Source organism: Candidatus Phycosocius bacilliformis, from assembly GCF_003112735.1.
Lineage (GTDB): Bacteria > Pseudomonadota > Alphaproteobacteria > Caulobacterales > Aquidulcibacteraceae > Aquidulcibacter > Aquidulcibacter bacilliformis.
In genome coordinates this window covers 1-19,482 of sequence record NZ_BFBR01000008.1, presented here as the reverse complement: position 1 = coordinate 19,482, position 19,482 = coordinate 1, and the positions used below count along the sequence as shown (strand labels likewise).

Annotated in this window: 21 protein-coding genes; 8 read left to right on the top strand and 13 right to left on the bottom strand. The window is 56.7% G+C overall.

What is annotated here, in order from left to right; all coding sequences use genetic code 11:
* Positions 1-6 precede the first annotated feature (6 nt).
* The 3 genes from PbB2_RS12425 to PbB2_RS16370 all read right to left on the bottom strand — a co-directional run bounded on the left by PbB2_RS12425 (position 7) and on the right by PbB2_RS16370 (position 3,029).
* Positions 7-657, bottom strand: a complete 651-nt coding sequence (locus tag PbB2_RS12425; RefSeq protein WP_108985657.1) for a glutathione S-transferase family protein — start codon at positions 655-657, stop codon at positions 7-9.
* A gap of 5 nt (positions 658-662) precedes the next feature.
* Complete coding sequence (gene metG, locus PbB2_RS12420; RefSeq protein WP_108985656.1) at positions 663-2,372, bottom strand: methionine--tRNA ligase; 1,710 nt, start codon at positions 2,370-2,372, stop codon at positions 663-665.
* A 522-nt stretch (positions 2,373-2,894) separates the two neighbouring features.
* Positions 2,895-3,029 (bottom strand): hypothetical protein, encoded by a 135-nt coding sequence (locus PbB2_RS16370; protein WP_272949236.1) that lies wholly within the window; start codon positions 3,027-3,029, stop codon positions 2,895-2,897.
* A 139-nt stretch (positions 3,030-3,168) separates the two neighbouring features.
* Between PbB2_RS16370 and dusA the strand changes: the two genes are divergently transcribed.
* Positions 3,169-4,182 carry a tRNA dihydrouridine(20/20a) synthase DusA gene (dusA, locus tag PbB2_RS12415; RefSeq protein ID WP_108985655.1) on the top strand — a complete coding sequence of 338 codons (1,014 nt, stop codon included), beginning with the start codon at positions 3,169-3,171 and terminating at the stop codon, positions 4,180-4,182.
* A complete protein-coding gene (locus PbB2_RS12410; protein ID WP_108985654.1) occupies positions 4,182-5,006 on the top strand; it encodes a sulfite exporter TauE/SafE family protein in 825 nt (274 codons plus the stop codon). Before dusA ends, PbB2_RS12410 begins: the two co-directional genes overlap by 1 nt.
* A gap of 99 nt (positions 5,007-5,105) precedes the next feature.
* Here the strand turns inward: PbB2_RS12410 and PbB2_RS12405 are convergent, their stop codons facing one another.
* Genes PbB2_RS12405 through PbB2_RS12395 form a run of 3 tightly spaced genes read right to left on the bottom strand, consistent with a single transcriptional unit; the run spans position 5,106 to position 8,511 of the window.
* A complete protein-coding gene (locus PbB2_RS12405; protein ID WP_108985653.1) occupies positions 5,106-5,732 on the bottom strand; it encodes a hypothetical protein in 627 nt (208 codons plus the stop codon).
* A gap of 18 nt (positions 5,733-5,750) precedes the next feature.
* Positions 5,751-6,494 (bottom strand): hypothetical protein, encoded by a 744-nt coding sequence (locus PbB2_RS12400; RefSeq protein ID WP_133245802.1) that lies wholly within the window; start codon positions 6,492-6,494, stop codon positions 5,751-5,753.
* A 31-nt stretch (positions 6,495-6,525) separates the two neighbouring features.
* Entirely contained in the window at positions 6,526-8,511 is a 1,986-nt protein-coding gene (locus tag PbB2_RS12395; protein ID WP_108985783.1) for a protein meaA, read from the bottom strand.
* Positions 8,512-8,671: 160 nt separating this feature from the next.
* On the opposite strand from PbB2_RS12395, the gene PbB2_RS12390 reads away from it, so the two are divergent.
* The gene (locus PbB2_RS12390; RefSeq protein ID WP_108985651.1) at positions 8,672-9,646 is read left to right on the top strand and encodes a bifunctional helix-turn-helix transcriptional regulator/GNAT family N-acetyltransferase; all 975 of its coding nucleotides are present in this window, start codon (positions 8,672-8,674) and stop codon (positions 9,644-9,646) included.
* Here PbB2_RS12390 and PbB2_RS12385 read toward each other — a convergent pair.
* Complete coding sequence (locus PbB2_RS12385; RefSeq protein WP_133245801.1) at positions 9,643-10,770, bottom strand: hypothetical protein; 1,128 nt, start codon at positions 10,768-10,770, stop codon at positions 9,643-9,645. The two genes, PbB2_RS12390 and PbB2_RS12385, sit on opposite strands and share 4 nt — an antisense overlap.
* Before the next feature lie 256 nt (positions 10,771-11,026).
* On the opposite strand from PbB2_RS12385, the gene ccrA reads away from it, so the two are divergent.
* The 3 genes from ccrA to PbB2_RS12370 all read left to right on the top strand — a co-directional run bounded on the left by ccrA (position 11,027) and on the right by PbB2_RS12370 (position 13,615).
* On the top strand, positions 11,027-12,322 hold the full coding sequence (gene ccrA, locus PbB2_RS12380) for a crotonyl-CoA carboxylase/reductase (RefSeq protein ID WP_108985649.1): 1,296 nt from the start codon (positions 11,027-11,029) through the stop codon (positions 12,320-12,322).
* Positions 12,323-12,402: 80 nt separating this feature from the next.
* Positions 12,403-13,263, top strand: coding sequence for a TauD/TfdA dioxygenase family protein (locus PbB2_RS12375; protein ID WP_108985648.1), 861 nt, complete (start codon positions 12,403-12,405; stop codon positions 13,261-13,263).
* 13 nt (positions 13,264-13,276) lie between these two features.
* The gene (locus PbB2_RS12370; RefSeq protein ID WP_108985647.1) at positions 13,277-13,615 is read left to right on the top strand and encodes a gamma-glutamylcyclotransferase family protein; all 339 of its coding nucleotides are present in this window, start codon (positions 13,277-13,279) and stop codon (positions 13,613-13,615) included.
* A 6-nt stretch (positions 13,616-13,621) separates the two neighbouring features.
* Here the strand turns inward: PbB2_RS12370 and PbB2_RS12365 are convergent, their stop codons facing one another.
* The 6 genes from PbB2_RS12365 to PbB2_RS12340 all read right to left on the bottom strand — a co-directional run bounded on the left by PbB2_RS12365 (position 13,622) and on the right by PbB2_RS12340 (position 17,407).
* Positions 13,622-14,299 carry a GAP family protein gene (locus PbB2_RS12365; protein WP_108985646.1) on the bottom strand — a complete coding sequence of 226 codons (678 nt, stop codon included), beginning with the start codon at positions 14,297-14,299 and terminating at the stop codon, positions 13,622-13,624.
* Positions 14,300-14,438: 139 nt separating this feature from the next.
* The gene (locus PbB2_RS12360) at positions 14,439-15,209 is read right to left on the bottom strand and encodes a pseudouridine synthase (protein ID WP_238165003.1); all 771 of its coding nucleotides are present in this window, start codon (positions 15,207-15,209) and stop codon (positions 14,439-14,441) included.
* Complete coding sequence (locus tag PbB2_RS12355; protein WP_108985645.1) at positions 15,206-16,117, bottom strand: class I SAM-dependent methyltransferase; 912 nt, start codon at positions 16,115-16,117, stop codon at positions 15,206-15,208. Before PbB2_RS12355 ends, PbB2_RS12360 begins: the two co-directional genes overlap by 4 nt.
* Before the next feature lie 68 nt (positions 16,118-16,185).
* On the bottom strand, positions 16,186-16,494 hold the full coding sequence (gene fliE, locus PbB2_RS12350; protein ID WP_108985644.1) for a flagellar hook-basal body complex protein FliE: 309 nt from the start codon (positions 16,492-16,494) through the stop codon (positions 16,186-16,188).
* 44 nt (positions 16,495-16,538) lie between these two features.
* Positions 16,539-16,952 (bottom strand): flagellar basal body rod protein FlgC, encoded by a 414-nt coding sequence (flgC, locus tag PbB2_RS12345; RefSeq protein WP_108985643.1) that lies wholly within the window; start codon positions 16,950-16,952, stop codon positions 16,539-16,541.
* An 11-nt stretch (positions 16,953-16,963) separates the two neighbouring features.
* Positions 16,964-17,407, bottom strand: coding sequence for a flagellar biosynthesis protein FlgB (locus tag PbB2_RS12340; protein ID WP_108985781.1), 444 nt, complete (start codon positions 17,405-17,407; stop codon positions 16,964-16,966).
* Positions 17,408-17,584: 177 nt separating this feature from the next.
* On the opposite strand from PbB2_RS12340, the gene PbB2_RS12335 reads away from it, so the two are divergent.
* Together PbB2_RS12335 and fliP are read left to right on the top strand one after the other, a co-directional pair.
* Positions 17,585-17,914, top strand: a complete 330-nt coding sequence (locus PbB2_RS12335) for a FliO/MopB family protein (protein WP_108985642.1) — start codon at positions 17,585-17,587, stop codon at positions 17,912-17,914.
* Positions 17,911-18,717, top strand: coding sequence for a flagellar type III secretion system pore protein FliP (gene fliP / locus PbB2_RS12330; RefSeq protein WP_108985641.1), 807 nt, complete (start codon positions 17,911-17,913; stop codon positions 18,715-18,717). Before PbB2_RS12335 ends, fliP begins: the two co-directional genes overlap by 4 nt.
* The last annotated feature ends 765 nt before the right edge of the window (positions 18,718-19,482 follow it).

Here is a 19,482-nt window from a genome sequence, read left to right as displayed (position 1 = left end):
TTCCATTCAGGCCACGCCCGGAACGAGGTTGCGCGCCATCACCGCCTGTGTCACCGGCAAGGCTTGCAGCTGCTTGGCAATGGCCATCAGTTTGGGCGCATGGGTGGCATACCAATCCGGCCGTGGCCGCCATTGGACCAGCATCCAGATGTAAAGATCAAGACCACTCATGGTGTCACCCAAAAACCAAGGGGCATGTGCTGCAGCTTCAAGATGGCGCATCAAATTTTCTCGGTGCGCGTCTGTGCGGGCGCGCAAGGCTCCTTGTGTGTCCTGATCGGCCCATTTCTGCGGATAGTCGCCGTACGTGAAGGTTGGATAGATTGCGGCGTTGATCACCATCAGCCAGCGCCAAAAACTGTCACGCTGGGGATGGCCGCGCGCCGGGATGAGACCAAGATCGGGCCGGGCGTCATCTACGGCAACAAGGATGGCTGCGGTCTCGGTCAAAACGCGACCATCGGGATAGACCAAAGTTGGCACCTGCGCCAAGGGATTGGCGGCAGCAAGGCCAGGATGCTCCAAACCCTGATCGCCCCAGATCACAGGCTCCACCTGATAGGCGAGGCCTGCCAAAGTCAGAGCAATCTCAGCCAGCATGGAGCCACCGCCATCGCCGACATAGAGAATGGGCTTTGGTTGGCCAGTCTCAGCCATCGTGCTTAACCACCGCCCCCAAACTGGGCGGCCCAATTGGCAACCTGATCATCTTCGATCTTGGCAAACAAAAGATCGGGCACTTGGGTCTGCAAGCCCTTTGGCAAGGCGTCGAGCAAACGCGCATCATCAGCCAACGGCCATTGACGATTGGCCTCAGGGACGCCCACGCCATCGAGGATACGCCCTGCTGCATCTGGTACAAAGGGTTGAGCCAGGATGGCAAATAAGGCCACCAGATTGAGCCCCGTCCGAACCCCCACAGCCGCTCGTGCCGGATCGGTCTTGATCGCTGTCCATGGCGCTGCGGTTTGCAGATATTCATTCCCAATGGCCCACAAAGCGCGGGTCTCAGCAGCGGCCTTGCGGAACTCCATTTCTTCATGGAAGCCGGTAATGGCGGCAATCTTGGCTGATACATCGGCCCACAGCTTGGCCTCAAGCTCACCGGGCGCGCCCTCATCAGGCACTTTGCCGTCAAATTTGGCAGAAGCGAACTTCATGATGCGATTGACAAAATTTCCAAGCACATTGGCAAGATCAGAATTGATCGTGGCTTGAAAGCTTTCCAAGGTGAAGGCGGAATCTGAACTTTCTGGCGCATTGGCCATCAGATACCAGCGCCAATAGTCCCCGCTGAGCAATTCCAGCGCTTGGTCCATAAAGATACCACGCTTCTGGCTCGTGGAGAACTTCCCCCCATACCAGGTCAACCAGTTGAAGGCCTTCAAGCGGTCAACCAGTTTCCACGGCTCGCCCGACCCCAGAATCGTGACCGGGAAAGAGACTGTATGGAAAGCAACATTGTCCTTTCCCATCACCTGAATATAGGTGACATCCTCAGCCCCCTGGTCGGTGCGCCACCAGCGCTGCCAGTCACCACCGGTGGCATCTGCCCATTCCTGCGTGGCGGCGATATATTCGATAGGCGCATCAAACCAGACATAAAATACTTTGTTTTCAAAGCCAGGGCGAGGCTTGCCATGGCGTGTGACCGGCACCCCCCAAGAAAGGTCACGCGTGATGGCCCGATCCTGCAACCCCTCATCCAGCCATTTATAGGCTATCGAGCGGGCCAGATGTGGCCAGTCTTGTGCTGCATCGACCCAGGCGCGGATCTTTTCTTCCATCAGGGGCTGCCGCAGAAAGAGATGGGCCGTGTCGCGTACTTCAATCCGGGTTGAGCCCGAGATTTTGGAGCGCGGATTCTTCAATTGGGTGGGATCCAACAGCGACCCGCAATTGTCGCATTGATCGCCACGGGCATCCTCAAACCCGCAAATCGGGCAGGTTCCCTCGACATAACGGTCGGGCAAGAAGCGTCCATCGTCAATACAATAGACCTGCTTGGTCACCCGCTCTTCCAATAGGCCGTGGTCTTCCAACATGTCGGCAAAATGCTGGGTCAGGGCGTAATTTTGCGCGCTTGAAGAGCGGCCAAACCAGTCAAACGACAGACCATAGCCCTCCCCTGCCCGGCGTTGTAGGTCGTGTTGCTCATCACAATAAGCTTTGGGGCTGAGACCGGCCTCTGTGGCAGCTAGTTCTGCCGGGGTGCCGTGCTCATCGGTGGCGCAAATAAATAACACCTCGTGACCCTGCAAACGGCGGAACCGCGCATGCACGTCGGCGGGCAACATCGATCCGGCCAGATTACCCAGATGCTTGATGCCATTGATATAAGGAAGGGCGGACGTGATTAGATAGCGGCTCATGGCTCTGATGTAGGCGATTTAGCCGGTCACTCCAAGGCTTGGACCGCAGAGAAGCCCCGGAAATCTCACGGCCTGCCAGACAGCTCCAAGACCCAAAAGAAAAAGGGACCGGCGGAGGCCGGTCCCAGTTTGGGCATCGCGTGTAAGGCTGGAGGCATAAGGGTTGCGATACCGGTTCGAGGAGGGAAAATCAGTTCCGGTCAGAGGCGGCCATGCTGATAAGGCCAGAAGCGACGACCGAAAGCCAGGCGGCGACAATCAGATTGATCATGGTTTTTATCCTTTTGATGAAGCTCGGGGAGGAGCGGGTTTGGTAGGTTTTAGCGGTGAGTTATGGAGGTTTGGCGGAGGGTCGGTGGAGAGGAAGGCGCGCGGATTAGGCGCGCTCAGCTGCGGCCATGGAAGCCAATCCTGCGCCGAGAAGGCTGAGCCAAGCGGTGATTGCGACAGTGATCATGTTGATAGTCCTTTTGATTTTAGAAGTGTGGGAGGATGTCGGGAGGTTGGGATTGGAAGTTTGGCTTAGTTGCGCTCGGTGGCAGCCATCGAGGCCATGCCGGCACCCAGGACGCTGAGCCAGAGGGTTGCGATAAAAGTGATCATGTTGGTTTCTCCGTTCGGTTCGAGTTGTGTTTGTGCTGCACTGCTGTAGTGCATGGGTGTATTACTACTATAGCACACCAAATGTGTCAAACACATTTTTTGCCCCTTGTGCAGTTTTTTGCAGAAAGCCGTTTTGATGGGGTTTGCGGCGGGCGGATTTGCCTTTTCCGGCCAGAAAAGGCAGGAAGCGCACATGCGAACGGACACACTTGATCGGCGCTTTTGCGTTGCCCCAATGATGGAATGGACCGACCGGCATTGCCGGGCGTTCCATCGGACATTGTCCAAAGGGGCCCTACTCTACACAGAAATGGTCACGGCGGATGCTGTGATCCATGGTGATCGAAACCGCCTGATTGGCTTTGACCCAAGTGAACACCCCGTCGCGATACAAATTGGTGGTTCTGATCCCCACAAGCTTGCTGAAGCTACCAAGATTAGCACGGACTTTGGCTATGGGGAGATAAACTTAAATGTTGGCTGTCCCTCCGACCGCGTACAGTCGGGCCGCTTTGGGGCCTGTCTCATGCGCGAGCCAGAGTTGGTTGCCGAATGTGTCAGCGCCATGCAGGCAGCCACACACTTGCCTGTGACGGTCAAGAACCGCTTGGGCGTCGATGAACAAGACCCGCGGGAAAGCCTGTTCAGTTTTGTGGAAACGGTCGCCACTGCCGGGGTAAACGTCTTCATCGTTCATGCCCGCAAAGCGATCCTCAAAGGTCTGTCGCCCAAGGATAATCGTGAGATCCCGCCCTTAGACTATGATCTGGTGCGCGCACTCAAAGCAGCCCACCCCCACCTCACCATCATTCTGAATGGGGGGATCAGCAGTATTGAGCAGGCCCAAGAAGCAGTTAAAGGCCTAGATGGCGTGATGTTGGGCCGGGCCGCTTATCATGACCCTGCCCTTCTGGGTCGGGTGGATCGGGAGATTTTGGGACACGATACTGAGCTTGTGCGCCCTGAAGAGGCTTATCGCGCCTATCGGCCCTATGTGGAGCGGCGCTTGGCCGAAGGCGTGCCGCTGCATGCGATTACCCGCCATATGTTGGGCCTGTTTGCGGGCAAACCCGGGGCGCGGATGTTTCGACGCCAATTGGGGGAAGAGAGCCGCGCCGGCGCAGGCATTGAGGTCTATGACCGCGCTCTGGAATTGATTGAGCGGGAATCCACCCGCTTTGCCAATCGTGGCGAGCTGGCCGCCTGATGCCGCCAATCCAAGACCTGCTGGTCCTTGTCGCAGCCATGGCAGGAGCTGGAATCTTTGCCGGCCTAATCGCCGGCCTGTTTGGCGTCGGCGGGGGGACGGTCCTCGTCCCGGCCCTGTTTTATGCGTTTGGCGTGTTTGGACTGGGCGGGGACGCCAATCTGCATGTGGCGGTGGGGACCAGCTTGTCGACCATCATCACCACGTCTCTGCGTTCTGTGGCCGCTCACCGTAAACATGGCGCGGTGGATGAGGTCGTCCTTAGAGGCTTTATCCCATGGATCGGCACTGGGGCTATCCTGGGTGCGGTTGCGGCAGGCTTTGCCGATAAGGCGACGCTGGGCCTCGTCTATGGCTTATTTGCTATTGTTCTCGCACTCTATATGGGTCTCGGCCGGGAAAGCTGGACCATAATGAAAGAGGTGCCAACGGGCCCAGCGCGGGCAGGTATTGGTGCCGGGCTCGGGGCTGTCTCGGCCTTAATGGGCATAGGTGGCGGTGCCTTTGGCTCTGCGGTCATGACTTTGGCCGGCAGACCCATCCATCAAGCGGTGGCGACCGCTTCGGGCTTTGGCGTCGCCATCGCCGTGCCTGCGACCTTGGGCTTTATCGCGATGGGCTGGGGTGTTGAGGGCAGGCCGCCTCTGTCGATCGGCTATATCAATGTGCCGGGCTTTATTATTTTGGCGCTCTTGACGGGTACCGTGGCCCCTTATGGGGCCAAGCTCGCCCACCGCTTGGACAAAACCATGCTGCGTCGCGCCTTCGGTGCCTATCTGGCCTTTACCGCGCTGGCGGTGGTGGTCAAGGCGCTGGTGACTTAGGTCTTTTCTATTGCCATGGACGTGTAACTGATTGGAACATCCTGCGCGCCTCGTTACACCTTCATCGGGGGCAACTGCCGCATAAAGGCGGGCCCAAGCCTACGACTTAGTACCCCATTCCTTCCCATCCTTCATTGGCTGAGCCATTGGATGGTCCTCAAACGGCAGGGCGTGCCCTTGCTGCTTGCGCAGATCAACAACCCACGCAAGACGCTCATGTGCCAACGAGACGTTTGCCGAAATCCCAAAAACAATCATGAAAGCAAATATCTCAAGAGAATGGCGCGTAAGAAAGCCATCAATGAAATCCACTTTCGCGAGATCAAGTATCAAGGCAGGCACGAACAGAGCCAAGGAAGAATAAACAATCAATCGAATACATCGGCTCGTCCTGGTACGCGCCTGCGGAATGCCGCTCTGCCATGCAAGGTCCTGCCCCCGCCCGAGCTTAGAAAGATAGTTTCCCACCGAGAGGTTCAAGATTAGGATCGCGAGTAACAGTAGAATGGCGAGATCATCAAAGTTCATGCCGGCGTAACTGTCACCGAGGCGATTTACGCCAGACGCATACAACAGATAGACAAGAATGAGTTGAGACAAAACGCCCACAATGGCGCTCATTGCTTCAGCAATCGCGCACGTAATCCGTGTCTCGACATCCGGTGCAATGGGCCGCTTATCGGTCCAGAACAGGATTTTTTGGGGCCCTGGGTGCTTGTCAGACATGGTGGAATCCTCGCTCGATCATTTGATGGATCGTTGATACCAAGCGGCCTTTGAGTTGGGGTCAGTCCCCCTGCTCTCAGCGCCTTGAGCCAAATCATGGCCTTGCTCAGCGCGAAGGTCGAGGACCCACAGCAATAACTCTTGCACACGGCGGGCTGAATAAAGAACAGGGACCGCGATACCCATGGCCATGACCATCACTTGATTGTCGATCAGAGGCTTAGGCCAAACAGAACCAAGGCTGTGTGCAATGAGTGCTCCGAGATAAGAAAAAGCCAAGATCATCCAAACCCAGAGTATCAAGCGACTGAGCCTCGTCTTCGATTCTGGTATTCCACTTCTAAATGCGAGGTTTTGTCCGTTCGACTTAGGCAGATTTTGCGAGGCGACGACCACCGCACCTAGTAAGTAAATTACAAAGACCGCGACAGTGGTCAGCGGATATATCGGATTGCTGAAAAATGCGACGTTACTGTTTTCGTTCACAAAGTAAGGCAACCCAATCAGTATCAAGACCAGCGCAGATAACGATGCATCTGCGCGCGCCTCGGCAATGGCGCAGGTGATTTTTGTTTCCGCGTTGGGCGCGATGTGGCGTTTATCGGTCCAGAACAGGAATTTCTGTGGTCCAGCCGTGATTTTCTCCTCCGGCGTTTGGGCAATTTCGACGCCTGGAAGATATCTCCTTTTGCCCAATCCAGCCTCCAATAACGCACCACTTTCAATAACTGGAAGGCTAAGGCCAATCGCGCGATCTGGCAACCTAGGATTTGCGTGAGATGGAAATCTCTACTTAGACCAATTGGTCCACCCGAGCCTCGACGATATCAACCAAATCGCCCATGATTTCGGTGATTTTGAAGTCCTTCGGCGTATAGACGGCGGCGACGCCAAATTGCTTGAGCGCGCGGGCATCTTCGGGCGGGATGATGCCGCCGACCACCACCGGGACATGCTCAAGACCTGCAGCCCGCATGCGAGCGACGACATCGCGTACCAAGTCGAGGTGTGAGCCTGAGAGGATCGATAGACCTACGGCATGGGCCTTCTTTTCGGCGGCGCGGGCGACAATTTCTTCCGGTGTCATGCGGATGCCTTCATAGGTCACATCCATGCCGACAGCCCGGGCGCGCGTAGCGATTTGTTCGGCCCCATTCGAATGGCCATCAAGGCCGGGCTTGCCAACCAAAAAGGCCAAGCGACGACCCAGTTTCTCGCTCAGATCATCAACCTTTTTCGAAACGGCTTCAATATCTTCGCCCTCGATATTCACAAGTAGCGAGACACCGGTCGGCGCGCGATATTCGCCATAAACCCGGCGCAGCAAAGCCCCCCACTCCCCGGTGGTGACCCCGGCTTTGGCGCATGTAATTGAGGGTTCCATAATGTTCCGATTTTCGCGGGCGGCAGCTTCCAACTCTGCCAAGGCCGCCTCGACAGTAGCGCGATCGCGCCCTGCACGCCAAGCATTCAGGCGCTTAATCTGATCGGCTTCCACCATGGGATCGACCGTTTGGATCGCCCCTTCGCCCGCCGATAAGGGGGATTGCTCGGTATCCGCCCAGCGATTGACGCCGACCACCACTTGTGTGCCACCTTCAATGCCAAGCAAGCGGTCGCGATTGGATTGGACCAGGCCTTCCTTCATGTAGGGCACAGCGGCGACCGCCCCGCCAAGGGCATCAATCTTGGCAAGCTCTACCTTCGCCCCCGCCACCAATTCAGCGACCTTTTTCTCCACCACATAAGAGCCCGCAAACAGGTCTTCATATTCAAGAAGATCGGTTTCATAGGCGAGGATTTGTTGAAGCCTCAAACTCCATTGCTGATCCCACGGGCGCGGCAGGCCTAAAGCCTCGTTCCAAGCCGGCAATTGCACCGCGCGCGCACGGGCATCCTTGCTCAATGTGACGGCCAGGGTCTCAAGCAAGATGCGATAGACATTGTTTTCTGGCTGTGGTTCGGTCAACCCCAGCGAATTGACCTGCACCCCATAGCGGAAGCGGCGCATAGCGGGGTCGGCAACACCATAGCGGTCCTGACAAATCTCGTCCCACAGGACATTGAACGCGCGCATTTTGCACAGCTCTGTCACAAAGCGAATGCCGGCATTCACAAAGAAACTGATGCGGCCAACCACGGCATGGAAATCCTCCGGCAAGACTTGGCCTTGGGCCTTGACCTCATCCAGGACGGCGATGGCGGTGGCGAGTGCAAAGGCCAGTTCCTGTTCGGGCGTCGCGCCAGCTTCCTGCAAGTGGTAGGAGCAGACATTCATCGGATTGAATTTAGGCGTTTCTTTGAGGCACCAAGCAATCGTATCGGCCGTCAATTTCAAGCTGGGCGCGGGCGGGAACACATAGGTTCCGCGCGAGAGATATTCCTTGATCAAGTCATTCTGTGTGGTGCCCTGCAGCTTCTTGCGGTCTGCCCCCTGTTCATCGGCCAAAGCGACATAAAGCGCCAAGAGCCACGCTGCCGGGGCATTAATTGTCATGCTGGTGTTCATGGTTTCGAGCGGAATGTCTTTGAACAGCGCCCGCATATCGCCCAAATGGCTGATCGGCACACCGACTTTACCCACTTCTCCCTTGGCCAGCACATGATCGGCCTCATAGGCAGTCTGGGTTGGCAGATCGAAAGCCACCGATAGGCCTGTCTGCCCTGCCGCCAGATTGGCCCGATAGAGCGCATTGGACTTTTCGGCAGTGGAATGGCCCGCATAGGTGCGAAAGATCCACGGCTTGTCGGGGGCGTGCTGGAAAGGTTTATCGGTCATGCGTGTGTCCTTGTGCACTGCAGCATTGCCATGCCTGATACCTGCCGCGCAAGCGGCAAAATCTTCCAAGAACACTGGAATAGAGAGCCGTTCTCGCTAAAATTTGCTTGACCACCAGTCGGCGCGATTATACATAACATGTTATATAAATGGACGGATCATGCCGGATATTCTTCAAAACTTAGGCCATGTGGCGCTGGGAAGCCGCCTTAAACGCTTGGCAGAGCGCTTGCTGGCCGATGCCACCATCATACTCGAGCAAGCCGGCATCCCAGTTCAGCCAAGCCACCTCGCATTATTGGCGGCCCTCGAGCGGTATGGCCCCTTGAGCATCAAGGAAGCGGTTGCCACCGTGGGCTTTAGCCAACCTGCTATGACGCGAACCGTTGCCGCCTTGCGTGGCGCTCGCCTGATCAACACCGACCAAGATCCCGGCGATGCGAGGGCAAAGCAGATCGCCCTTACCGATGCTGGCCGCGCCATCTTGGTGAAAACCCGAGAACGCGTCTGGCCCAAAGTCGGCTCCGCCGTCTCAGATCTTGCCGGAGGGCGTGAACATGAACTTCTGGCCCTTCTCACCCTTTTTGAAACCCATCTAGCGGAGCGATCCATGTTGCAGCGTGTCACCAATCCTTTCTCTGTGATCCAAGTGGCTGACACCATCACGCCAGAGCTTGCAAAGGCCTTTTACGACATCAATGCCGCGTGGATATCGGCGATGTTCAAGCTGGAGGAGCATGACATTGACGTCCTCAGTAATCCTCAAGTGGAAATCCTCGACCGAGGCGGCGAGATTTTGTTTATAGCAACCGAAAAACATGGTGTCGTGGGCACCTGTGCCCTGATGCCGACCGAGGATGGAGCGGTTGAACTGACCAAAATGGGTGTCTTGGATTCCTTACGCGGACAAAAGGCGGGTGAACATTTATTGGCGGCAACCTTAGCACGGGCCGGAGAACGGGGGATAGAAACCCTCTTCCTACTCACCAATCACACCTGTGAAGCGGCCATCCATCTCTATGAGAAGCTGGGCTTTGTCCATGATCAGGAGATCATGGACCGCTATGGCTGCAGCTATGAGCGCTGTGACGTGGCCATGCGCTATCGGCCGCACAGCTCGAACCCAAACCGCTAATTCCGCGCAATTTCGCTCAGGGCAACCGGCAGGTTGTGGCGTTCGATATGATCGATGATTTCGCTCACACTGGTGGTTGTTCCGGCATGCCGCACGTCAAAAAGCTCTGGCTTCGCAATCTGCCGGAACAGATGGGCCAGCCAAAAGACGCCACCTTCAGGTGGCTTTAGCTTGATGCCTTCTTGCAACTTCACCTCCACCGCAATGCTCTCATTGACCAGTCGACCATCGTTTAGCCAGTGAAACGTCACGTGATCGATATGGTTCCACGGGATAAACTGGCTTGAAATGCGGATGTCAGTCAGCCCCGTTTGCGAGAGGATGATAACACCATCGCGGGCACTGGACAGGCGCACATAGGTTAGGACCAAGACAATCCCGCCAATGATCGCCGCGGCGGCAATCAAAGAGATCAAGGCAAATTGCGCCAGATCTTCGGATACCTTCCCATTGACCATACTGGTGGCCACAAGTTTGGGCACCAAAGCAAAAAGTACGGCAACAACAATGACGCCGCTGACCAGATAGCCCAGCCACGCCCGGGGATAGACAAAGGCGCGCAGGCAAATATCACGATGCTCAGTTGGGATCGCGCCCGCATGCTGAACGGTCGCAATCTTCCAAGCGTCTGGGATCAAGCGGGGCTGATGATCGGCAAGCCACGCCGCAGCTTGGGCCGCTGCCTTGTTCAAGCCGCCAAAAGTCACGATAACTTCACCCGGCGGAAGATAACGGATCAGGCGAAGTAAGCGGTTGCGCACCGCGCCAAAAGGGGTCAACCGAACCTCTGCCTTCACCCGAAGTCGATCGGGTACGCCACCAGGATGGGGGTCGATCCACTCTATATCCTCCCATGCCAAGCGCTCAGACATGATCCGACGATCAAAGAGGCCCTGCTCGTTCATCTCCACGACAATGAAGCGGTTCCGAAAAAGGGATAAAATCAGTTCTTGGATGAGATTAAGTAGACCAAAGGCTAAAGCCAGAACCTCATCCAGGTGTCGCAAAGGCTCAAACTCACCGCGTGTCAGCATGACAAAGGCGATGTTTATCAGCGCGTAGCCAATCGCGATAATACCCAGAAAAATGCGCGGAGGACCAATCTTTGCCTGAAAAGAATTCACGCCTAACTCCCACATCGTCTCACTTAAATCCTAGGTAAGCAGTGATCCTTTTGTCCGCTAGTTAGAGTGGTTCTACTAGCGGGACTAAAAACAGCTTGACAAATTATGCTGCAGCGCAGCAGAAGAGTTTGGTTTCTGGATCGCCCGTTCTGCAGGTTTGGCGCATGTTTCTGCCTGCAATCCCGGAAAATGAGAAATCAGATTCCTCAAAATGGAAAATTCGCCGTAACAAGCGCGGCAAGTGGGAGTATTAGGGATGACGACAACTGATGTAGCCGCCCCCCAGGTTTCAGGTGAGCCCCTGCTCGATCTTTATCCCGTCGGCAAAATCCCACCTGCCTATCATGTCCCCAAGACGATGTGGGGTTGGGCGATCCGTAAAGAGCGCCATGGCCGCCCACTGAAGGCAATGCAGCTGGAAGTTCTGCCAACCCCTGAGATTGATAATGATGAAGTCCTCCTGCTCGTGATGGCAGCTGGCGTCAATTATAACGGCGTTTGGGCGGGGTTGGGTGAACCTGTCAGTGTGCTCGACAATTATGATCAGGATTATGCGGTGGTGGGCTCGGATGCGGCCGGCATTGTCTGGGCCGTCGGCAAAAACGTCAAACGCTGGAAGCCTGGCGATGAGGTTGTGGTTCATTGTAACCAAGACGATGGCGATGATGAGGAATGCAATGGTGGCGACCCGATGTTTTCAGCCAGCCAGCGCATCTGGGGCTATGAAACACCCGATGGGGCCTTTGCCCAATTTGCCCGTGTGCAGTCACGCCAATTGATGACCCGGCCCAAGCACCTGACATGGGAAGAAAGCGCCTGTTATACCCTCACCTTGGCAACGGCCTATCGCATGTTGTTCGGCCACCGTCCCCATGTCTTGAAGCCCGGTCAGAATGTGCTGGTCTGGGGAGCGTCGGGCGGCCTTGGCGTTTTTGCCACCCAATTGTGCGCCGTTTCAGGTGCCAATGCGATCGGGGTGATCTCGGATGAAAGCAAGCGCGACTATGTGATGTCGATGGGCGCCAAAGCGGTTTTGAACCGCAAGGACTTTGATTGCTGGGGCCAATTGCCCATCGTCAATGGGCCAGAATTTGGTGCCTATATGAAAGAGACCCGCAAATTCGGCAAAGCCATCTGGAATGTGACCGGTAATCGCGACGTCGATATCGTTTTCGAACATCCAGGCGAAAGCACGTTTCCTGTCTCGGTCTTTGTCACCAAGCGCGGCGGCATGGTGGTGATTTGTGCGGGGACCACAGGCTTCAATCTGACCATGGATGCCCGCTTCCTCTGGATGCGGCAGAAGCGTGTGCAAGGCAGCCACTTTGCCAATTTGCAACAAGCCAGCGCGGCCAATCAATTGGTGATCGAGCGGCGGATAGACCCCTGTATGTCTGAAGTTTTTGAATGGGCCGATATCCCGCTGGCGCATGAAAAAATGCTGGATAACAAGCATTTGCCCGGCAATATGGCGGTGCTTGTTTCCGCCCCCAAGCCCGGTTTGCGCACCTTTGAAGACGTGCTGGAAGCCAGCGAATCTGTGCCCGGATAAGTCCGGCTTCGCTAAGGCTTGCCGAAAGCCAAATGCAGGATACGATCTCTCTCAAACAATAATTTGGGAGAGACGCTGCCATGACTGTCCATGTGCCGAAAAGCCAGTTCACCCGCTTTGAAGTCCGCCCTTTGACACCAAATATTGGCGCGGAATTGCTGGGGCTTGATCTCAGCCAAGAGCTGGATGATGCCATGATTGGCGACATTCGTGCTGCTCTTCTGGCGCACAAAGTTGTCTTCTTCCGTGACCAAAACATCACGCGAGCCCAGCATTTGGCCTTTGCCCGCCGGTTTGGGCCGCTTGAAATCCACCCCGCAACGCCGCGCGATCAACCCGATCCAGAAGTCTTGCGCATTGCCCATGGCCCGAACTCGCGCGGGGTTGAGAATAATTGGCATTCGGACGTGACGTGGCGGGCAGAACCCTCGTTGGGCTCTATTTTGCGCGCCATCGACTTGCCCGAGGTCGGTGGCGACACCCTGTTCTCGGATATGTATGCCGCCTATGAAGCCCTCAGTCCGGCGATGAAGGCCTTTGTCTGCACGTTGGAGGCCGAGCATGATATTGCCCGGGTTTTTGCCAAACGGCTCAATCAAGACATTGAGAAGCTGCACGAGAAATTCCCGGTCCAGGTCCATCCCGTTGTTCGCACCCATCCAGAGACGGGCAAGCGCGCGCTTTATGTCAACACAGGCTTTACCACCCGCATTTTGGGGCTTTCCAAAAAGGAGAGCGATTGGCTGCTCGACCATTTGTACAGCTTTGCCGCTGTGCCAGAACATGTGTGCCGCTTCCGCTGGGCACCAGGCTCGCTGGCCTTCTGGGATAATCGCGCCTGCCAGCATTATGCCGCCTCAGATTACTTCCCTGCAGTGCGCATTATGGAGCGGGTGACCATTGCGGGGGATAGACCTTTTTTTGACCCGTCACGGGGATGAGGTGCCGGCACCCATGAACGAGGTCGACTTTTGTTTAGCCACCTATGGAACCTTGGCCCCCGGCAAACCCAATCACCACCGCCTCGCCCATTTGGGTGGGACTTGGATTGCCGGCAAAGTGCGCGGCACATTGGTCGCAACAGGTTGGGGTGCGGCAATGGGCTATCCGGCTTTAACACTTGATCCCTCTGCAGACTTTGTCCCCGTCCAAGTGCTGGTCAGCGACGCGCTGGCCGACCAGTGGGACTGGCTGGATGGTTTTGAAGGCAGTGAGTATCAGCGCGCTTTGGTGAGGGTTGAAACCGACGAGGGCCCGCTTCAGGCGTGGATCTATCTCGCAGCAGGCTCATAGGCCCAGTTAGACGATGTGTGAGACGACTTGGGCAGCCTCAAACCCTGCCCATCCCGCCAAAATCACCAGCAAAGCCGGTGTCAGGCGTCGAATGGACCAGTCCATGAACCCATTGATTTTGAGCGTCAAAGGCGCAAAGCGATGGTGGGCCAATTGCCGGAAACAGACCAGCACGATCAGCGGACTCACATAGATCAAACTGTAAAACCCCAGCCAGGCGACCAGCCCCAGCATATCCGCCCCGCTCGCCACCATGATCGGGATAGCGCCAAAGTAGGGCAAAGCCGTTGGCAAGTCCGAAAGCGTCGAAGACAGTGCAAACGCGAACACACCGATCAGGGCGGCAACGCCGGGCTGTTTTGCTTTTTTGTGGGGATCAAATTTGGGCCTGCGCCACAAGATGATGGCCCCGACCAGACTGACCAAACACAAAACACTCCAAGCTGATGCCGCCATCCAAGGCCGGATATAGGGGGCTAATAGTTTGAGGGTCTCTGCCCAGCCACTGACCAAGGCAAGACCACCGATAAAATAGGCGGCAAATGTGGCACCTACGAACATTACCCCGCGCGCAAGGCTTTGCTGGCCAGCGATGACGATGGCGCAGGCAGCGATCGAAAAGGGATTGAGGCTGTCAATAAATGCCAAGCCCAGAATTGATAGAAAGGCGGCCCAAAAACTCATATCATCATGCTCACACTGCTCAGGCCAGTATCGTGATCAGACTGGCCAAGTCTGATTGATCAGCCTCATGTTGCGCGAGGATGGAGATGACTGCCCGATAAGCGACGGATGACGCGCTTGTGATGGATGGCTGATGTCTTCAGCCTGCAAACAGACGGCTCACGTCATCCGGCCCCAAAAGGCGGTGCTGACCGGCAGGCAAATCCTCCGGCAAGTCCAGACCGCCAATCCGGTCACGATGCAAAGCCGCAACATGATTTCCCAAGGCGGCAAACATCCGCCGGACCTGATGATAACGCCCTTCATGCAAGATCAGACTGGCAGTTTGAAGACCCGTCACCGTAAGCTCGGCGGGGAGTAATGGTTTGGTCTCGCCATCGAGCATCAGATCACCGGCGGCAAATCGTGGCCCCTCCTCTCCGCTCAGCGGGCGGGCCAAGGTCACCTGATAGCGTTTCGGCATATGATGGCGCGGTGAGATAATGCGGTGCAAGAGATCGCCGTCATCGGTCAGAAGGATCAGGCCGGAGGTGTCCTTGTCGAGCCTTCCCACAGTCGACAAGGCCGGCTCGCGTACCCGCCAGCGGTCAGGTAGCAGCTCATAAATGAGGGTCCCTGCTTCCTTGCGCGAACAGGTGACGCCCACAGGCTTGTGCAGCATCACCACCATGCCCGGCAAAGGATCAATCCGCCGCCCTTTGATCGTCAGCCGCTCGGCCAAGTCCGCACTTAAGGACAGGCGCTGGGTCTCGTCCGTAAGCACCATCCCATCCAACTGCAGCCAGCCAGCCTTTGCCATCAAGCCAATGTCGCGCCGTGATCCATAGCCCATATTGGCCAGAAGCCGGTCAAGCCGCACGCTGGCGACCTTTTTGCTCACCTCTGTACCACTCATTTCTGGGCCACTCATTTCTGGGCCCGATAAACTTTGAAGCCATCACTTTCCACGATCAATTGGCCGGTGGAAAAGCGCTTCTGCAACACAGCTTCATAGGGCAAATGGCGATTGGCGGTCAGCCACAAACACCCACCGCGCATCAACGCATTGGCTGCCGCCTCGATCATCGCAATCCCAAGGCCCTGATCCTCAACGCCTGCCCGATGAAATGGCGGGTTCATAACGATCACATCAAAATCGCTTTGCCCCGCGCCATGGGCTGCCACATCGGTCCAGACGGTGGCAAAGCGGGGGTCGGTAATCGTCAAATGCGCTGCTGCCAAGGCCCGGCGGTCAATATCATAGCCTGTGACCGATTTGACGTTGGGGCTTTTGAGGACCGCTTTTGATAATAGCCCATAGCCACAGCCAAAATCCCCCACTTTACCGGCCAGATCAGTGGGCAGGACGCTGAGTAAGGCAGAGGTTCCCGCATCCACCCGGTCCCAGCTGAACAGGCCAGGCTGGCTGAAAAAACCAAGGCCGGCGTGATGGCGCATGCCACCTTCGGCCAATGCCTCATCAAGGCCGACCACATGGTCTGGGCGGGTCCCTTCACAGATACGGTGATGGCGTTTGGGTGTGTCAGACACACACAGCCCAAAACCCGTCAGTTCCTTGGCGAGCCGCGTCCCGCCCTTATCCTTGGCCGCCAGGACAATCACGGGCGCGCCGGGCTTTAGGGCGCGCAGCGCCAAACCAATTTCATGGCGACGCTCCAACGTATTGGCTGGCGCACGCATCAACAGACCCGCATAAGTCTCAGGCGCAAGGCCGTCCAATATAGGCGACCCAGGGACAAGGGGGGATATTTGCAGGCTTCCGGCTGGAATCTCAACCAGGCCTGGCGGCACTTCACCATAGATCAAAGGACGGCTCATCGGCTTGCTCTGGGCCAGAATAATGCGCCATGCAAGCAGGCGACATCAGTCGCACCGCAATGCTTGGCTTAGATCGGCATCCGCATGATTTCCTGATAGGCTTGGATGGCCTGATCGCGGAACGCCATCATGGTCTCAAGCTGAACCTCAGCGGCCGCAACCGCAGTGACAACATCCACCATTTCCGCTTTGCCCGTCACGGCTTGAGCGGCCTGTGTTTCAGCAGCTTTGGTGGCCTCAACGGTTGAGGAGACTTGTTGAGCCAGCATGGAGGAAAAATCAAAATTGGCATTGGCGATCTGAGGACCGGTTGTCGCAGCCGCACCCCCGGATGCAGCGCCATAGGCTTTAGCGGCAAGTAGAGCAGCAGAATTCATTGGTCAGGCTTCTCCTGATCAGGCGTGCGGCGCACGCCGTGGGTTTAACGGCGCAAGAGGTCGAGCGTACGCGTCATCATGGCCCGCGCACTTTCAACCACGTTCAAATTGGCTTCATAGGCCCGCTGGGCCTCCCGCATATCGATGCTTTCGATCAGCGTGTTGACATTGGGCAGTTTGACATAGCCATCGGCATTGGCACCGGGATGGGTCGGGTCATAGCGCAAGCGGAAATCGGAGGTATCACGCTGGACCTTGGTCATTTTGACCTCGGTTGTGCCATTCTCGCGATTGAGCACTTGGCCAAACACACTGACCTTGCGCTGATAGGGGTCGGCACCGGGATTGGGTGCGGTGGAATTGGCGTTGGCGATGTTTTCGGCAATCACCTTCATACGCGCGGTCTGCGCGCGCAATCCAGAAGCTGCTACTTGCAAGGCCGCATTCATGTCTGTCATGGCCTAATCTCCTATTGCGGCTTGCGTGCGGCAAGGCGCATCAATTGCAGGCCCTTTTGGTAAAGCCCCAGGGCCGCATCATAATTCATGCGTGTATCGGCCACTTTGATCATTTGTTCTTCCAGCACCACGGCATTGCCATCCAATGTGACCTCGCTGTCGGGTGCCTTGATTGCCCGACCTGCACCCGCCGCAGGAGCCCCGCCATCAAGATGGCCAGATTGGGTCGACGCCATCCGCACCGGCATAACCGGTGCTGCCCCAGCCAGGCCTTTGCGGGCACTTGGCATTTGGCGGGCGACAGCCTCAGCAAAGGCACGTTCATCCAAATCCTTGGGCACATATTTGGGCGTTGAGGCATTGGCCACGTTTTGAGCCAACAGCTTCTGGCGTTCGTTCAAAAACCCCATGCGTTCGCGCAGAACGTCAAAGAATGGGGTATTGGTGATGCCCATGATCGGCTCCTCGCGATTCTTCGCACCTGTAATGATGAAGTGATCATGGTTAAGCACTGATTAAGAGCCCGAAGCCGGTATCATTAACTTTTGATTAACCGGAGCGGGCGACGCGGGTTGTGTGCGCTCAAATGCGCAACAAAACCTTGGACCGGCATCCAGAACAGAGGGCGACCCATGGATTTCTTCGACCTATTGCGGGCGCTGGCGGCCTTGTCCGTCACACTTGGCCTGCTGGTGGGCGCTGCTTGGCTGGCGCGCCGCTATGGTCTGATGCAAGGCCAGATGCCGTCGCTTGGGAAAGGCCGCCTCAAACTGGTTGAGCAAGTCTGGCTTGATGCTGGCCGGACCCGGGCCATGTTGATCCGCTGTGACAATCAAGAACATCTGATCTTGGTAACCCCAAACGGGGCAAGCCCCATTGCGGCCCTGCCCGCTCAACCAGAAAACCACCCCTTGCCGCCAGCCTCTGCACCAACCAGCCCGACTTTAGGCAAAGAGCTATGACCTCCAAGACCGCGCCGACACATCCTGCCTCACGCCATGCGCTCAAACAGACATTGCGCCGTTGGGTGATCATTTTTCTGAGCGCATGTGCCGCCTCACTTTTAGGCGTGGCCACAGCAGCGGCCCAATCGATCAATCTTGACCTTGGCAGCGGCACCGGCCTGACTGAACGCGTCGTCCAGACGGTGGCTCTGATCACCATCCTGTCATTGGCCCCATCGGTCGTGATCATGACCACCAGTTTCGTGCGCATCGTCGTGGTCTTATCATTGCTGCGCACCGCCATTGGTCTGCAACAAGCCCCGCCCAATGCCGTGATGGTGTCTTTAGCTTTGTTCCTGACCGCTTTCATCATGCAACCGACGTTCGAGCGGGCGTGGAATGATGGCATTGCGCCGATGACGCGCCAAGAATTGACGATGGAACAGGCGTGGCCGCGCACGACCGAGCCCTTGAAGCGCTTCATGCTGGCCCAGACGCGGGAAAAGGATTTGGAGCTGTTTGTGCGTCTGGCCCGCATCCCCGTACCCCAATCGCCCCAAGCCTTGCCAATGCGGGTCGTCACACCTGCTTTCATGGTATCAGAATTGCGCCGAGCCTTTGAAATCGGCTTCCTGCTCTTTGTCCCATTTCTTGTTATTGATCTGGTGGTTGCCTCACTTTTGATGGCGATGGGGATGATGATGTTGCCCCCGGTCGTGGTGTCATTGCCGTTCAAGCTCATCTTCTTTGTGCTGGTTGATGGCTGGCGATTGGTCGCAGAAAGCTTGGTGCAAAGCTTCCGCGCCCTGCCGCCTGGCTAAAGCATCGTAAAGCATCGTGCCGAAAAGTGGGGACCGGTTTTCGGCGCAAACGATGCGAGAAAAAGAGAACAATACATCGTGCCGAAAAGTGGAGACCTCTCTGCGCTTTTGCGGCACAAGATCCCGGATCGGCTTCGCCGTCCGGGATGACAGCGCGCTTTATTGGCTGACCTAACTAAAGGATGTCATCCCCGCCGGAGCGTAGCGAAGAGCGGGGACCTCTATGCGCACGTGCGGCGCAATGAGGTCCCGGATCGGCTTCGCCGTCCGGGATGACAGCGCGCTTTATTGGCTGACCTAACTAAAGGATGTCATCCCCGCCGGAGCGTAGCGAAGAGCGGGGACCTCTATGCGCACGTGCGGCGCAATGAGGTCCCGGATCGGCTTCGCCGTCCGGGATGACAGCGTGGTTTATAGGCTGACAATACTAAACGATGTCATCCCCGCCGAAGCATAGCGCAGAGCGGGGACCCCCTCGTGCAATGTGCAATGAGATCCCGGATCGGCTTCGCCGTCCGGGATGACACCCATTTATAAATGCAACCAACTCCAAACGATGTCATCCCCGCCGGAGCGTAGCGGAGAGCGGGGACCTCCTCGTGAAAATGCGCCACAAGGTCCCGGATCGGCTACCGCCATCCGGGATTGTCTGTTTGTGATGTGTCAGTATGGTTGGGCTGGTTAGGCAATTTGGTGGGTGGCCGCCCACCAAATTGCCGACGTTGGTACGACCGTGCCGGGATCGGGTTTGAGGCCCGTTGTCAT

Bases quoted from the DNA above. Each gene is read 5' to 3' on its own strand.
- PbB2_RS12425 (WP_108985657.1), bottom strand. From the start codon at position 657: ATGGCTGAGACTGGCCAACCAAAGCCCATTCTCTATGTCGGCGATGGC.
- metG (WP_108985656.1), bottom strand. From the start codon at position 2,372: ATGAGCCGCTATCTAATCACGTCCGCCCTTCCTTATATCAATGGCATC.
- PbB2_RS16370 (WP_272949236.1), bottom strand. From the start codon at position 3,029: ATGCACTACAGCAGTGCAGCACAAACACAACTCGAACCGAACGGAGAA.
- dusA (WP_108985655.1), top strand. From the start codon at position 3,169: ATGCGAACGGACACACTTGATCGGCGCTTTTGCGTTGCCCCAATGATG.
- PbB2_RS12410 (WP_108985654.1), top strand. From the start codon at position 4,182: ATGCCGCCAATCCAAGACCTGCTGGTCCTTGTCGCAGCCATGGCAGGA.
- PbB2_RS12405 (WP_108985653.1), bottom strand. From the start codon at position 5,732: ATGTCTGACAAGCACCCAGGGCCCCAAAAAATCCTGTTCTGGACCGAT.
- PbB2_RS12395 (WP_108985783.1), bottom strand. From the start codon at position 8,511: ATGACCGATAAACCTTTCCAGCACGCCCCCGACAAGCCGTGGATCTTT.
- PbB2_RS12390 (WP_108985651.1), top strand. From the start codon at position 8,672: ATGCCGGATATTCTTCAAAACTTAGGCCATGTGGCGCTGGGAAGCCGC.
- ccrA (WP_108985649.1), top strand. From the start codon at position 11,027: ATGACGACAACTGATGTAGCCGCCCCCCAGGTTTCAGGTGAGCCCCTG.
- PbB2_RS12375 (WP_108985648.1), top strand. From the start codon at position 12,403: ATGACTGTCCATGTGCCGAAAAGCCAGTTCACCCGCTTTGAAGTCCGC.
- PbB2_RS12370 (WP_108985647.1), top strand. From the start codon at position 13,277: ATGAACGAGGTCGACTTTTGTTTAGCCACCTATGGAACCTTGGCCCCC.
- PbB2_RS12365 (WP_108985646.1), bottom strand. From the start codon at position 14,299: ATGAGTTTTTGGGCCGCCTTTCTATCAATTCTGGGCTTGGCATTTATT.
- PbB2_RS12360 (WP_238165003.1), bottom strand. From the start codon at position 15,209: ATGAGTGGCCCAGAAATGAGTGGTACAGAGGTGAGCAAAAAGGTCGCC.
- PbB2_RS12355 (WP_108985645.1), bottom strand. From the start codon at position 16,117: ATGAGCCGTCCTTTGATCTATGGTGAAGTGCCGCCAGGCCTGGTTGAG.
- fliE (WP_108985644.1), bottom strand. From the start codon at position 16,494: ATGAATTCTGCTGCTCTACTTGCCGCTAAAGCCTATGGCGCTGCATCC.
- flgC (WP_108985643.1), bottom strand. From the start codon at position 16,952: ATGACAGACATGAATGCGGCCTTGCAAGTAGCAGCTTCTGGATTGCGC.
- PbB2_RS12340 (WP_108985781.1), bottom strand. From the start codon at position 17,407: ATGGGCATCACCAATACCCCATTCTTTGACGTTCTGCGCGAACGCATG.
- PbB2_RS12335 (WP_108985642.1), top strand. From the start codon at position 17,585: ATGGATTTCTTCGACCTATTGCGGGCGCTGGCGGCCTTGTCCGTCACA.
- fliP (WP_108985641.1), top strand. From the start codon at position 17,911: ATGACCTCCAAGACCGCGCCGACACATCCTGCCTCACGCCATGCGCTC.